Source organism: Nocardia sp. TBRC8007 (genome assembly GCF_056629435.1).
In genome coordinates this window covers 39,785-53,538 of record NZ_JBWSOR010000006.1, presented here as the reverse complement: position 1 = coordinate 53,538, position 13,754 = coordinate 39,785, and the positions used below count along the sequence as shown (strand labels likewise).

Below are 13,754 nucleotides of genomic sequence, written 5' to 3'. Positions count from 1 at the left end.
GTTTATTCCTCGTTCTCGCTGAAATGGGCTGCGAGCTGCGTCGCCAGTGCGGTGGCGGTAACGGGGAACCGGTCGAGTAAACCGATGACATCGTGGTTTCCAGCAGGTCCGGCCTCCTTCCATCCACTCTGGATGCCGAGCAGTCCAGCGAGCGAGTCGCAGGCGGTGGGGTGGGCGGTCAGAAGTTCGGTGGCAGCCCCACGCAGCGTCGCTACCGTCGGCGCTGCGGCCGTGGCGTGTTCGGCCGACCAAGGTGGTACGAAGGCATCCACGGCGGGCAGTGCGCCGGGGAACGTGCGGCCCACTTCCAGGATCAGTCCGGGGATCAGTTCGCCCGCCTGATCTTTCAGGGTAGTGATGAGCTTCGGTAGCCACGGCAGCAGCACTGCGTCCGGCAGGGTGCCGAATGCTTTCGACAACAGCTCGACCACAAAAGGTTTCAATGCGGGAGCTGGGTCGATGGCCTGTACAAAACCGCTCACGTACTGCGGAACCGTCGGTAATACCAACGGATTGGCCAGCATTCCGTCGCATCGCTCGCGCAGCTCGGCCATGGTCAGCATGCCGAGCTGAAACCGCGCCGCCCACAACAGGGCTACTTTCGTTGGCGCCTCCGGACGCGATTGTAGCACCGCCAATTCCAACTGGGTGTGATCGCAGCCCAGTGACAGTGCCAGGTTCTCCATTCCGAAGAGGAAGCCCAGCACGGCCGCTACCTGTGCCGGTCCGGTTTCCTCGGCGGCGAAGGCGGTGGGCAACAGGGTGCAGTAATGCGCGTACCCAGCTGTCACGAATCGTTGGCACCACGAGGGCAAACCGTCTTCCATGGAGCGGAAGTAGTTGAGCAGCAAACGGATGCGTCGCAGTACGACGGGAGCATCGTCCAATGTCCGCTCTGTGGAGAGGAGTTGGACTGCACGATTTCCCAGCTCGTCGGCGAGTCGGACCGATCCCAGATACACCAGCGCGTCCTCGACCGCGCCAAGCGCCACGGCCGCTGTCGCTTCTGGTACGGCGACCGCACGCCGCAGGCGCTGCTCCAGCACCTGCTCCACCGATACGCCTTCGTAGCCCAGCTCTACCAGCGCCCGCTGATATTTGCCCAGCCCGATATCCCAGCTCTCCTGAATCGAGGTCTCACCGAGTCCGCGCGAGCCCATGATGGGCCGCAGCGCCTCCTGCGGCAGCAGCCTGCGTAGCAGCCACAGCAGATCCGAGCACAGCCGCAGATCCGGATTCGCCTTCAGGTCCAGTAGCGCGCGTTGTAGCGTCCGCTTGGACAGATCCAGTCCCAGCGGTTCCAGCCGGTCGAGCACATCGCGGGCCAGCGGCGGCAGCGCCGCATATCCGACTCGACCGATGCGGTCGCCGCCGAGCAGGATTTCACACAGCCGCCGCATATCGCGCCGTCCCGGTACCCGATCCTTCTCGATGCAAGTGACGGCCGCGTCCTGGAAGTCGTATGGCGTCGGACGGGTGCGGTTACGCAAGCCCGCCAGCAGGATCGAGGTCTCGAAGATGGCGATCGCGTCGGCGGTGCTGGCCAGGTAGCCGTTGCGTCGGGCGAGTCGGACGATATCTACCGACCATTCCAGGAGCTCGGCCTCATCGAGTGGATCCAATATCGGTGGTCGGGACAAGAAGCTCGAAAGATGGTTCACTACTGCGATTTCTGGCTCGGCAGTGAGCGGCGGCAGCTTCCTGGCACTCTTCTTCTTGGCGCTCTTGTTCGTCCCCTGTTGGCCTTCCAGCTGGAACGATTGCAATGTGCCGCGCCGCAATCCCTTCGCCCAGGTAGCCGCCGCGATCGATACCGCACCGCCGGCCAGCCCGAACTGTGCCTCGATAGCAGAGTGACTGGACGGAATCAGACCGTAATGCCATGTGGTGGCCGAGCGCGGCGAGATCTCGAACAGCGCGTCCGAGTCCAGCCCGAACTGTTCGACCGGGCTGGCCGCATGGGCTGCGCCGCACACGTACAGCGCTCGTGTCGGATCGATGTCGCCTGCGGCCAAGTGTTCCCGCATACGGGTCCACATATACCGTTCGCGGTCCTTGTCTTCTGCGGTGCTGCCACGCCGCAGCCGACGGAATAGACTGCCGATCATCACCATGACCTGGCGGTAGGTGTCGTAGTCGGTATCCGCGAGGGGCTGCTCGACATACTGGTCCCACCATTCCGACCAGTGCCGAACCTTGCCGTGGTGCAGCAGGTGTTCTTCCAGCTCAGCGAAACGCGGTCGCAGATCACCGATTTCGATGCCGACTGCGGCGCCGTGCAGACCGCTGTCCTCGGGCTGCTCGTCGTCGGCCGGGGTTTCCACCGACTGCGATTCCTCCGCTGTGGGAGCCCATTGGAAGACGTGATCTGTGGAACGATCCACCAGCACCAGTTCGACGCCCGGTGTGTCGAGCGCGTAGGCGATGGCCTGGTACTCGGCCGAGGATTCGGTAATCGGCGCGACTACCGACAACGGTGCCCATTCCGCCGGGAAACCTTTGATATCGGTGGCGAAGGCCTGCAATGCCACCGGCAACCGACAGTTGCGCAGTTCGTCCAGCAGCGGCCGCATGTCTTCGCACAATTCCAGGTAGATAACGCTCGGCTGTTTTTCGCGCAGCCGCCGCACCATGGCCAGACCGGAGGCAGGTGAGTGGTGACACACCGGGAAGATCTCCAGCCGCTCCGACATCGCCCGGTCGACATCGTCGACCATGCCCGCCAGGATGTCGCCCGCCGCCCCTGGCGTACCTGCGAATGCGACGGCAGCGTCTGCCAGCTGATCCCGCAGCGCGGCAAAGGTATTCGGTGTGTTTCTGGTATCGGAGACGGTCACGACAGCCTCGCGATTGCGGCCCGGCCGCCCTCCAGGAATTCGCCCCAGGCGGCGTTTCCCTTGCCTTTGCTGTGCGGCTCGACCACACCGTGCAGGTACTTGTTGAGAATAGCCAGGTCTTCGGGCGTGCGCCGGGTCAGGGACCCGATCAGCGAACCTGCCAAAGTTTCGGCACGCAATACCTTCTCACCGAAGAACTGGCTGTGCAGGATGGCGTCCTCTAGCACGCCGATCTGCTCGGCGGTGGACAACGCTGACTCCAGTTTGTCGTCGTCACTGGTGGCGGCGGCCGCGGCGGCGCGCAGATCGGCGAAACTCTCCAGCAGGATGTCCAGCAGCGTGGGCGGCAGTTCCAGTTCGATGGAATGGCGGCGCAGCAGTTCCGCAGTGCGAAAGCGCACGATCTCCGCTTCGCTCTTTTTGCTGGACACGACCGGAATACGCACGAAGTTGAAGCGCCGCTTGAGCGCTGAGGACAGATCGTTGACGCCTCGGTCGCGGCTGTTGGCGGTGGCGATAATGGAGAAGCCCGGCTGCGCGAACACCACGTTGTCGTCGTCGAGTTCTGGAATCGAGACATACTTCTCCGACAAGATAGAGATCAGCGCATCCTGTACGTCGCTGGTGGAGCGGGTGAGCTCCTCGAAGCGGCCGATCACGCCCTGCTCCATGGCGGTCATGATCGGGGACGGGATCATCGACTCCCGCGACTGACCCTTGGCGATGACCATGGAGATGTTCCACGAGTACTTGATGTGATCCTCGGTGGTGCCCGCGGTGCCCTGCACCACCAGTGTGGAATTGCGGCTGATAGCCGCGGACAGCAGCTCGGCCAGCCAGCTCTTGCCGGTACCAGGATCACCGATGAGCAGCAGACCTCGGTCCGAGGCCAGGGTGACAATGCTGCGTTCGACGAAGCTGCGGTCACCGAACCACTTCTGCTCCACCTCACGGTCCAGTCCATCGGCGCGTTCGGAGCCGAGAATGAACAGCCGCACCATCTTCGGGCTCAGCCGCCACGCGAACGGTTTGGGGCCGTCGTCGATGGACTCCAGCCAATCCAGTTCGTCGGCGTACTTGACTTCGGCGGGGGCACGCAAAACGGCGGTCATGATGATTGGTCTCCTAGTCGAGAAAGTTCTTGAGTTCGTGCACGAGCTTCTGGATGCGTCCGGAAATCACCGGGGTACCAAGATTTTTGAACCGCTCGCGGAACCACGGGTTGACGCTCTGATGGCCAGAGCTGTTCACTGAGCCGACCGGGATGAGCTTCACCCCGGAGCGGTGCACCGCCTCCATGGACTCGAACAGCGGCTGCGAGCGGTCGAACTCGTAGAAGTCCGAAATCCATACCAATACGGTGTTCTTCGGGTCGGCGATCTTGGGCTGGGCCATGGCCATAGCGATCGGTCCGTCGTTGCCGCCGCCGAGATTGGTACGCAGTAGCACCTCGAACGGGTCATGTACCCACGGGGTGAGGTCCAAGGCGCGAGTGTCGTAGGCGATGAGATGGACATCAACCTTGGGCAGGCCCGCGAAGATCGACGCAAGAATAGTGCAGTTCACCATGGAGTCGACCATGGAACCGGACTGGTCCACTACCACGATCAAGCGGGCGGGTATGGTGCGTTTGGCATTCTGATGGTAATAGAGCCGGTCGACATAGAGACGCTCGTCCTGGGGATTCCAGTTGGGCAGGTTCTTCCAGATGGTCCGGTCTATGTCCAGGTTGCGCAGGATACGCTTGGGCGGTACCGAGCGGTCGACGGTGCCGACGTTGGTCTGCTGTACCTGGGTGCGCAGGACTTCGGCGACCTCGTCGATGTAGCGGCGGATAAGGCGTTTGGCGTTGGCCAGGGCTACGCCGGACAGATTGTGCTTGTCGCGCAACAGTTGTTCGATGAGTGACATGCTCGGGGTGAGCTGGGCGGCCAGGTGCGGATCGGCCAGCACTTCGCGTAGCCGCATGCGGGATACCAGGTCGCCTTCCAGTCCGGTGAGTACGCCCTGCACGCCGACGGCCTGCTCTTCGCCCAGACAGCGGCGCAGCCAATTCGCATCGGACTGCCAGCCCGCGAGCTGGGTGGCGCTGACTTGGCCGGAGCTGGTGGCGAAGATATTCAGCAGCAGCTTGGAAACCAGTGCGGCGGTGCGGACATCGGCCGCATGGATAGGCTGGGGGGCCTGTGCCACGGTGTCGTTCTCGGCTGCGGAGTTCTCGGTCCCGGAGAAGTCGAGGCTTTCGAACTCCGCCTTCATCTCCGGATAGCGCTGCACCACATTGTCGATGGAGAGGCCCGGATCGAGCACGGCCAGCGGCAAGCCCAGATCGTTGACGATGCCTGCGCTCGCCTGTTCTAGTGTCGGCTGCTGATCCCTAGTGAAGACACCGGCGAGTAGACGCCAGTACAAGATCTGGCGTCGCGTCTCATGATTCGTCATTTACGCAGTAACCGTCCCGCACGCTCACGAAGCACTGCCACGACATCGCCCGATTTGGCTTGCGCCTTGGCGACTTTCGGATCGGTGGGTCCGAGCGCCCAATCACCGTTGTGGAAGGCAGTGAGCGCGCTCTTGACCTTGCGCCGCACGGCCAGCGGTCGCACCGACCAGCCGCAGGCTTCCCAGCGCAGCAATCCGATCATGGTGTCGGAGCCGTTCACCTTGGCCGGAGTGAGCGGTCCGGCGGACGGCAGCGCGTCCAGTTCCACTCGAATCCGTTGCTCGCCCAGCTCCAGCACGCCATCGCGGCATCGGTATCCATCGAGCGATACCGGTTCGGCGATGTGCACCGGATCGCGATCCAGCGGTGCGACGGTGGGGGCCTGCGCCATCGGCAGCTGCACAGTCGCGGTGACGAATGGATCGGCGGCCTCCCCGGCCCTTGCCCGGTCGTCATCCCATAGCAGGTCACCGGTCGCCGTCAGCGGCATCTCGGTGAGCTCCAGCGCACGCTGCTCGGCCAGCGCGGTGAGCAACTGCCGATGCGTACCGAGCAGCTGCCACACCGCCGGTCCCACAATGGTGTCCACCTTGGCCGCTGCCACCGATACCCGTACCTGGCGGGGCGGTGCCCCTGTCGTTTCCAGCACAGCGTGCACCTGTGCCTGTACGACGGTCCCGTGCTCGTGCACATCCACGCCCAGCGGCAGCAGGCGACCCGAAACCGGCTCGTTTGCAGCGGATTCCGCATCGCGCCAGGACAGCAGCAGGGCGCGCGTCCACAGGTCGGCCCAGCGTCGCGCCGGCACTCGGTCCATCGTGACGATCGGCGCGCAAGCGCCCAGTTCGGCTGCGAATCCGTCCAGCAGTGTCGCCAACCGTCGCAGCGCGGGTTCGGCGAGCAGCGCTGCCACGGTTCGATCCGCTGCCACCACCAGGTCGTGGTCCACGCTGCGCCATCCGGCGATGGCCAGTTCGCCCAGCCAAGCGCGGGAACCGGCCGCGAGTGGGTGCGGGGCGGCGACATTCGGTGTGGCCGTCCATTCGGGTCGGTTGCGGCTCATTGCCGTATCGGCCTGGTCGATCAGTGCGTCGTGCGCCGCGCCCAGCAGGGCGGCGCGAGCGGCGGCCAACGCTGACAACTCATCAGCGCCGATCGCTCCCGTGCTGACCTTCGATACCGCCATCGCTACCGCCTCGGCCAGCGGCGAACCCGCCATAACTTCGGCGAGCGCCGCCAGCGCTGTGTTCTGCGGTTCGGAAACCCGGGCCAAGCCGTTGACCAGCGCGGTATCGAAGCCGCTCACCGTATCCAGGGCCGCCGTGACGCCAGCGGGCGCATCCGCCAGCGCGGCCAGTTGTACAGCCTGCATCAGCGACCCGCCCCCGCCGGAAACCAGTGCAGTTCCGGAATCGGCGCCGCGCTACCCGGCAGCTCCAGGTAGGTCAGATGCCGCAGGAACCGGCTGAACACTGCGGCGGCCGGAGCCGTGTCACGAGTTCCCTCGAGGCAGTTCGCGAGCCTGGCCCCCTCGGGGACCTCGACCCGTAGGAACCGCGCCACCCGGTCCTGTCCGTATTGGAGCACAGCCGCATCGATGAGCGCGTCCAGATGCTTGCAGGTCCACCCTTGGTTCAACCCACCGCACGGCCGGTTGTTGTTGGTGCTACAGCTCAGCCCATGCGTCCCTGCGGTCACCGATGCCACGTACACGCGTGAAATATCGGAGCCACTCGACACCACGCCCTGCAGGCGTCCTTCGGCCAGCTCCACGAACGGTACCTTGTTCAGTTTGCGCGGTGCGATAGCAGGCAGAACCCGCACTACAGAAGTGTTTTCCCAAGCCGGTCCCTCCGGCGTGGCACTCGGATTCGAGGCCATCGTTCTCCCTCCCGGTCGATCACGATGTGCCCAAGGTATGTGACGACACCGACAAGTGCGTTCTCGACCCCTTAACCAACCGGGTAGTAGGTCGGGGGGTGGGCACGCCGCGATCGATTCGGCGTCGGGATGCTCGGCCGGTGCGCGCAGTACCCGGTCATTTCGGTGCGGCCACCGTGCAGGGACGCAACGAGTGGGTATCTCCGCTGATCATGTCCTCGCTCTGGATATGTGGCAATTGTGCAGCAAGTCGCGTGGCTGGGTTTCCCCATCCGACAGATGTTGGCATTGTGCCAATACGCTGTCCAGAAGGCGGCCAAGAGCTTACAATTCGGTGCGGTCCACGTGGTAGCCGTGGCGAAGACGACGAGGTGCCGGTCGCCTCTGGCGAGAAGGAACTGTCGCGTGTATGAGCAGCCGCGCCGGAGGGGCAGCGCAGTGTGTCCAGACGGAGCCATCGCTCATGCCGGAAAGGAGCACAGCATGAACGACGTCGAGACTCCCTCGTTCAAGGAAATTTTCAACGAGGCACTGGAAACCACGGTTCCTATCGCGCACAAGATGGGCGTCCGAGCAGAACAGGTGCGGCCGGGGTTCGCGGCCGCCTCGGTGCCCGTCGAGGGCAATGGCAACCATTTCGGCGTGATGTACGCGGGCGTGTTGTTCACCGTTGCCGAAGTCCTCGGCGGTGCGATGGCGATCTCCAGCTTCGATCTTTCGGTGTTCTATCCGCTGGTGAAGGACTTGCGTATCGCTTTCCGCAAGCCGGCCAAGACCGAGGTGCGGGCAGAAGCGTCATTGTCGGAGGAGGAGATCACCCGCATCACCGCGGAGGCCACCGCGAACGGTAAGGCCGACTTCGCCTTGCGCGCGGTGGTCACCGACGCCGATGGCGTGGTGGTAGCCGAGACCGAGGGGCTCTACCAGCTACGGGCACACGGCAGGTAGGGAACCTCGTTTCACCATCGGCAGTTCAGGCCTGCGCGGGTGTGCTGTTCGCTCGTCAGCAGTGATCGCTACATGGCGCGAGAAGGTCTCGATGAATCATCCTTGGTTCGGTTTCGTGCGATAGATCGCGTCGAACTCAGGGCGAAGTCCTTGTTTACGGGAATATTCACGCAGAATCCTCGTAGCCGCTACAGCGGGACATCAGTGTGGCCACAGTGATCGCCACATGGCCCTATAGTGATTTGGGACACATAACGGAGCAGTAACTATTATTTGCATAATCTGATTTATGGTGTGCGACCAGTGGGAATGGGAAGAGGGCGGGAAAACTCTCTACTATCAGTTCAGCTAACTGGATGTTATTTGAACGTGATCTGCGCTTGCTTTTCCACTACCGTAAGATTCGGCTCGGATGTAGACCGAGGCCGAGCTCGAATCGTTGAACGCCGGAAACCCTGTCCCGCGATTCGAGTATCCCCGACCTTCCTGGGGGCAGGGGTGCGGCGGACTTCGCCGGTCCGGTGGGCGCGGGCGGGAATTCCTATGTTGAAAAACCGTAAGTTCAGCACTCGTATCCTCAGCTTCACCGCGGCTATCGGCGCCTTTGTCGCCGTTCCGTTCGGTCTGTCCACCGCTACCGCTACTGCCGCGGGGCACGACTGGGACGCGGTCGCGGCATGCGAAAGCAGTGGTAACTGGAATACCGACACCGGTAACGGCTTTGCGGGTGGACTGCAGTTCACGCGGAGCACCTGGGAGGCCAACGGCGGTGTGGGCAGCCCTGCCGCCGCCAGCCGCGCAGAGCAGATCCGCGTGGCGGAGAGAGTGCTCGCAACTCAGGGGCCGGGCGCCTGGCCCGTATGTGGCGCATATCTTTGACGTGCAACCGGGACGTCTGCTGTATAACTCGATAAGCGCCTTCATATTTCTCGGCAAGAATGCCGTTATCCGTATACCAGTGCCTACTCGCGCAGTGTGTACCTGGTCCAGGGCTCGATTATTCGAGCAGAATTGGTGGCATTGTCCGATTATTTACAATCGGTCTTGATGTCGGGTTTTCCAGCCTTCGGGTAGCGGCGCTCAGGTTCGTCGGGCTGGCCGTGCAGAAATCGGGTCGTTGGGCACAGCGTCATGTCGGATAACTGGATGACCGTCCGGTCGGGCACGCTGCGGCAAAACAGGTCGCGCGTGCGATGGCTTGGTCAGTTCGATCAGTACAGGTTTCCACACGGCTGTGCTGGTGTCGTCAAGTCCGGAAGTCGTCTCTGCGCGCTGTGCTTCACGCGGGGTAGATGCCGGTTTCGGTGGCTTTGACCGCGGCCCACAGCTGGATGCCCGGCTGTAGGCGTAGTTCAGCGACAGTGGCTGGGGTGATGTCGGCGAGCACAGGTGGAACGCCGTCGAGGCGGACCCGGATGGTGTGGGCGTGTTGTTCGATTCCTATGACGGTAACCGGCCAGGCATTGCGTGGACTGCCCGACGGTAGCGTGGGGTACAGGCCGACCGCATTCGGCGCGAAGGTGATGTGCACTGGACCGTGGCCGGGTTCGGCCACGGTGAACACACCCCCGTCGGCGAGGTCGACACGAGTGCCGCGGGCGGTGCCGCGATAGAAGTTGAGGCCGACCAGGTCGGCGACGTAGCCGGAGCGCGGATGTCGGGCAACCTCTGCGGGCGGGCCTTGCTGAACTACAGCGCCGTGCTCGATGATCACCAAACGGTCGGCGAGCACCATCGCGTCGAGCGGATCATGGGTGACGAGCACGGTGCGCCCAGTGTAGTCGCTGAGGTGACAGGCGAGATCAGTCCGGACTCGTGCACGCGTGCTCGCATCCAGTGCGGCCAGGGGTTCGTCGAGTAGCAGCAGCGCTGGGTCGGTGGCGAGCGCTCTGGCGAGTGCGACCCGTTGCCTCTGGCCGCCGGACAGTGCGTGTGGTTTGGCGCCAGTGTGTTCCGCGAGGCCCACTCGGTTCAGCCAGTGCGCGGCGCCTGCCCGGGCGGCCGCCCGGCGTTGTCCGCGGGCACGCAGACCGAACGCGACATTGTCCAGTGCGCTCAAGTGGGCGAAGAGCAGATAGTCCTGAAATACTACGCCGACCCGTCGTCGGTCGGCGGGCACGAACACAGTCGGTGGTGCGTCCCAGATATCGTCGCCGAGCCGGATCATGCCGCCGGTGAGTGGCGTCAGGCCGGCCAAGGTGCGCAACGCCGTAGTCTTGCCTGCCCCATTAGGGCCGAGCAGGGCGGTCACCTCACCGGAGGCGACGGTCAACGGGATATCGAGCCGGAACCGCTCCCGCCGAGCCAGTAGGTGCGCATCCAGTGTCATACTGTGTCCCGAATCATCATGCCGCACTGCGCATCCAGCGCTCACGCAACGCGACGAGCACTGCCAACGAAACGCCGAGAAGCAGCAGACTCAACACGATCGCGCCCTCCGGATCCGTTTGTAGGGCCAGGTAGACCGCCAAGGGCATGGTGGTGGTCCGGCCGGGAAAATTGCCTGCGAATGTGATGGTGGCACCGAACTCACCGAGCGCGCGCGCCCAACACAGCACAGCACCCGCGACAACGCTGGGCAGGACGGACGGTAACGTGACTCGCCGGAACGTCAGCCAGCGTGACGCACCAAGGGTCGCGGCCGCCTCCTCGAACCGTGGATCTGTCGCTCGCAGCGCGCCCTCCACCGAGATCACCAGAAACGGCATCGCCACGAACGCCTCCGCGACCACCACCCCGGCGGTGCTGAAAGGCAATGCGATACCGAACCACTCGTAGAGATACCGGCCGACCAGCCCTCGTCTGCCCAGTACCAAGAGCAGGGCGACGCCGCCGACCACTGGCGGTAGCACCAGCGGCACAGTGACCAGGGCCCGGATGACTCCACGTCCCGGCACTGCGCCGCGCGCGAGCAGCCAGGCCAGCGGAACGCCCAGTATCAGGCAAAGCACCGTTGCCAGACTCGCGCATAGCAGTGAAAGGCGCAATGCCTGACCGACTTCGGCAGTCAACAGCTGGTCTGGCAGAGTTCGCCACGGTGCGCGCAACAGCAAGCCCAGGAGCGGGACTGTCAAGAAGGTCAGTGCGCATACCGCAGGTAGCAGCAGAACGAGTGGTCGACGTCCCAAAGGTGCTCGCCGCGCTGCCGAGCGGTTCACGGTGTATCGAATCCTGCCTTCGTGAACACCGCCCGCGCCCGATCGGAACGCACGAACTCGACGAACGCGGCTGCCGTCGCGGCATTCGGCGCATGCGCCAGCGGCGCCACAGGGTAGTCGTTGACCGCGAGGGCAGCTTCTGGGAAGGTGATGCCCTCCACCTGGTCGCCACTTGCCTGCACGTCGGTGTGATAGACCAAGGCCGCATCGACCTCTCCGAGTTCTACCTTGGTCAGCACCGCCTTCACATCGGCCTCACGAGTGTCGGGCGCGGGGTCGATGCCCGCCGCCAGAAAGATCTTCGCAGCGGCCGTTCCGCACGGCACCTGTTCTGCGCATAATGCGGTCCGGAGCTCGGGCCTGCCGAAATCGGCGAGTCCGGTGATGTGACCAGGGTTTCCTTCGGGTACCGCGATCTCCAGCCGGTTGCGCACGAAGGTGGCCGGTGCGACGGTGACCTGGCCTGCGTCGATGACCTGCCGCATATTTCCGCTCGCGGCCGAGGCGAAGACATCGGCGGGTGCGCCTCGGGTGATCTGCTCGGCGAGAGTGGAACTGCCACCGAAGCTGTACACCACCTCCGTTCCAGGGTGTGCGGCCTCGAACTGGGTTCGAAGTTCGGTGAACGTCTCGGTCAGTGAGGCGGCGGCAAATACCGTGACGGTGCCGCCGATCGCATCCGATCCGGTTTTACCCTGCGCGCCGCAGCCCGCCGCGACCAGGGCGATTCCGGCGACGGCCAGCATGCTCAGCGTTCGCATCATCGCCGTCCCGGCAGTGTCGCTGCTCGACTGATCCGCATATCCGACATGCACAGCAGTGTATTTCCCCCGCTGGGTGAAGCGAGCGGGCCGGGTGAGTCGTGCGTTCGTCGATCAGGCCTGGCTGGTGCCGATCACTCGGTCAGGGTACAGACGTTGGATGGTCAGCGCCGCGGCGAGTAGTCGCGAGTCGCGCGGATCGGTGGGATTGACGCCGGTGAGTTCGGCGACCCGGCGCAGACGGTAGCTGAACGTGTTCGGGTGTACATGGATTTCGGCAGCGGCGGCCTTGCGATCGGAGCCATGACGCAGGTGCGCATCGAGTGCCTCGAGCAGATGTGGGCTGTCCAGAATCGGGGAGATACGCTCCGCCAGCCGGGTGCGAGCGATACCTGGTCGGGTGAGCTGATATTCCAACAATAGGTCGTCGAGCCGGTAGACACCCGCGGGTCGGCCGAGTAGCCGAGCGAGCTCGGCCAGCTCGGTGGCTTCTCTTGCAGTCTGCGCGATGATGTCCCTTCGGACGGCGGGATATTCGGCGAGGAATACCGGCACACCGAAGCGTTCGGTCAATTCTGCGGCCAGTTGTGCGTAGCGGGTGTCGTCGAGTTCGGTCTCGGTGGTGCTCGGTAGCAACGCGATTCCGGTCCAGCCGTCGAAGGTGGCCAGTGCTGTTGTTCCAGCGAGGGTGTCCAACGTGCGTTGCAGGATGCGGATACGGCGTCTGCTGATGAGCGTTGCGACCGTGCTCGGCTGGTTATCGTGCCGGATGTGGATCGCGAGCACGGTATAGCGCTCGGCCAGGGTGGTGTCTGCTCGCGCCGCTAGTTCCGACGCGGGCAAGCCGTGCACCAGCGCCGAGCACAGTGTGCGCCGCGCTTCACGTTCGGCATGATAAATGGACTGCTCGACCTCTGCGTAGGTCTCTACGACAGTGATGTTGATCTGCATCAGCAGATCGAGCAGATATCTGCCGACGTGAACGAGGTCGTCGAGTTCCGCATGGGTGGCCACTGCCGCGGCTTCCTCCAGCACCGACTGTGCGGAACCGTGGATGGCCTTGATCAGCACGGGCAGCGGAAACCGATCCTCAGCATGCCGCTCGGCTACCGGGGCGACAAATGTCGCGACTTCAGCTTTGGTGAAGCTGCGTTGTTCTGCGATAGCCTGAAGTACTGCTCGGCCGCAGGCATAGATCGCGGGCAGCACCTCGGGGGTGAAATGTCCCTCCGGCAGATCGGCGGCCGGTGGAGTGGTGCCGAGTCCCGCGACGAACACGCGCTCGGCGATTTGCGGCCAGCGGACGAGCAACCGGTTGACCAAGGGAACTTCTCCGGTCAAGGAGGGCAACGCGACAGACATAAGCCGATTGTTTCCAATCACAGAACTCACGGCAAGATCGTGCATAGCGCAGTGTGCATTTTGTCTACAGAGACAATGCATGAGAAGAAAACTTCTCCTCGTAGTGCAGTGACATCAGCCCTGCAGTGACATCAGCCCTGCATGCGGGCATTGGTCCTGTGCGCGCTGGGTATCCGGGTCGCGGCAGGTAGGTGTGGTTGTCTGTGCACGTAGAGCCGGATGTGGTCAGGAACAGCCTGCCGCTTCGGTTGGATCATTTGTGCGGCAAGCTTTCCTTCGGTGCCGACCGAGTGGTGTCATCTTCGGGCGGTGTTGTCACTGCATCGACGGGAGAAAACGCGAACGCCGAATTAGTGCTCGGGAC

At 63.7% G+C, this 13,754-nt stretch carries 11 protein-coding genes; 2 read left to right on the top strand and 9 right to left on the bottom strand.

The window, feature by feature from the left end; translation table 11 throughout:
* Positions 1 to 2: 2 nt before the first annotated feature.
* The 5 genes from ACX4ZE_RS08620 to ACX4ZE_RS08600 are packed head-to-tail and all read right to left on the bottom strand — an operon-like array spanning position 3 to position 7,161.
* Complete coding sequence (locus ACX4ZE_RS08620) at positions 3 to 2,837, bottom strand: DUF5682 family protein (RefSeq protein ID WP_480272802.1); 2,835 nt, start codon at positions 2,835 to 2,837, stop codon at positions 3 to 5.
* Complete coding sequence (locus ACX4ZE_RS08615) at positions 2,834 to 3,949, bottom strand: ATP-binding protein (protein WP_480272801.1); 1,116 nt, start codon at positions 3,947 to 3,949, stop codon at positions 2,834 to 2,836. The genes ACX4ZE_RS08620 and ACX4ZE_RS08615 overlap by 4 nt, the downstream gene beginning before the upstream one ends.
* A 13-nt stretch (positions 3,950 to 3,962) precedes the next feature.
* Positions 3,963 to 5,279 (bottom strand): VWA domain-containing protein, encoded by a 1,317-nt coding sequence (locus tag ACX4ZE_RS08610; protein WP_480272800.1) that lies wholly within the window; start codon positions 5,277 to 5,279, stop codon positions 3,963 to 3,965.
* Positions 5,276 to 6,652 (bottom strand): hypothetical protein, encoded by a 1,377-nt coding sequence (locus ACX4ZE_RS08605; protein ID WP_480272799.1) that lies wholly within the window; start codon positions 6,650 to 6,652, stop codon positions 5,276 to 5,278. Before ACX4ZE_RS08605 ends, ACX4ZE_RS08610 begins: the two co-directional genes overlap by 4 nt.
* Positions 6,652 to 7,161, bottom strand: coding sequence for a hypothetical protein (locus tag ACX4ZE_RS08600; protein ID WP_480272798.1), 510 nt, complete (start codon positions 7,159 to 7,161; stop codon positions 6,652 to 6,654). The genes ACX4ZE_RS08605 and ACX4ZE_RS08600 overlap by 1 nt, the downstream gene beginning before the upstream one ends.
* A gap of 483 nt (positions 7,162 to 7,644) precedes the next feature.
* On the opposite strand from ACX4ZE_RS08600, the gene ACX4ZE_RS08595 reads away from it, so the two are divergent.
* Together ACX4ZE_RS08595 and ACX4ZE_RS08590 are read left to right on the top strand one after the other, a co-directional pair.
* Positions 7,645 to 8,109 (top strand): YiiD C-terminal domain-containing protein, encoded by a 465-nt coding sequence (locus tag ACX4ZE_RS08595; protein WP_480272797.1) that lies wholly within the window; start codon positions 7,645 to 7,647, stop codon positions 8,107 to 8,109.
* 543 nt (positions 8,110 to 8,652) lie between these two features.
* Entirely contained in the window at positions 8,653 to 8,988 is a 336-nt protein-coding gene (locus ACX4ZE_RS08590; protein WP_480272796.1) for a transglycosylase family protein, read from the top strand.
* A 400-nt stretch (positions 8,989 to 9,388) separates the two neighbouring features.
* On the opposite strand, the gene ACX4ZE_RS08585 is transcribed toward ACX4ZE_RS08590, so the two are convergent.
* The 4 genes from ACX4ZE_RS08585 to ACX4ZE_RS08570 form a co-directional block, all read right to left on the bottom strand.
* Complete coding sequence (locus ACX4ZE_RS08585) at positions 9,389 to 10,438, bottom strand: ABC transporter ATP-binding protein (protein ID WP_480272795.1); 1,050 nt, start codon at positions 10,436 to 10,438, stop codon at positions 9,389 to 9,391.
* A gap of 16 nt (positions 10,439 to 10,454) precedes the next feature.
* Positions 10,455 to 11,267, bottom strand: coding sequence for a molybdate ABC transporter permease subunit (gene modB / locus ACX4ZE_RS08580; protein WP_480272794.1), 813 nt, complete (start codon positions 11,265 to 11,267; stop codon positions 10,455 to 10,457).
* The gene (gene modA, locus ACX4ZE_RS08575) at positions 11,264 to 12,031 is read right to left on the bottom strand and encodes a molybdate ABC transporter substrate-binding protein (protein WP_480272793.1); all 768 of its coding nucleotides are present in this window, start codon (positions 12,029 to 12,031) and stop codon (positions 11,264 to 11,266) included. Before modA ends, modB begins: the two co-directional genes overlap by 4 nt.
* A 111-nt stretch (positions 12,032 to 12,142) precedes the next feature.
* Entirely contained in the window at positions 12,143 to 13,420 is a 1,278-nt protein-coding gene (locus ACX4ZE_RS08570) for a PucR family transcriptional regulator (RefSeq protein ID WP_480272792.1), read from the bottom strand.
* Positions 13,421 to 13,754 lie beyond the last annotated feature (334 nt).

What these genes read in the sequence shown, in the direction of transcription:
- ACX4ZE_RS08615 (WP_480272801.1), bottom strand. Translation starts at nt 3,949, where the DNA reads ATGACCGCCGTTTTGCGTGCCCCCGCCGAAGTCAAGTACGCCGACGAA.
- ACX4ZE_RS08610 (WP_480272800.1), bottom strand. Translation starts at nt 5,279, where the DNA reads ATGACGAATCATGAGACGCGACGCCAGATCTTGTACTGGCGTCTACTC.
- ACX4ZE_RS08605 (WP_480272799.1), bottom strand. Translation starts at nt 6,652, where the DNA reads ATGCAGGCTGTACAACTGGCCGCGCTGGCGGATGCGCCCGCTGGCGTC.
- ACX4ZE_RS08600 (WP_480272798.1), bottom strand. Translation starts at nt 7,161, where the DNA reads ATGGCCTCGAATCCGAGTGCCACGCCGGAGGGACCGGCTTGGGAAAAC.
- ACX4ZE_RS08595 (WP_480272797.1), top strand. Translation starts at nt 7,645, where the DNA reads ATGAACGACGTCGAGACTCCCTCGTTCAAGGAAATTTTCAACGAGGCA.
- ACX4ZE_RS08590 (WP_480272796.1), top strand. Translation starts at nt 8,653, where the DNA reads ATGTTGAAAAACCGTAAGTTCAGCACTCGTATCCTCAGCTTCACCGCG.
- ACX4ZE_RS08585 (WP_480272795.1), bottom strand. Translation starts at nt 10,438, where the DNA reads ATGACACTGGATGCGCACCTACTGGCTCGGCGGGAGCGGTTCCGGCTC.
- modA (WP_480272793.1), bottom strand. Translation starts at nt 12,031, where the DNA reads ATGATGCGAACGCTGAGCATGCTGGCCGTCGCCGGAATCGCCCTGGTC.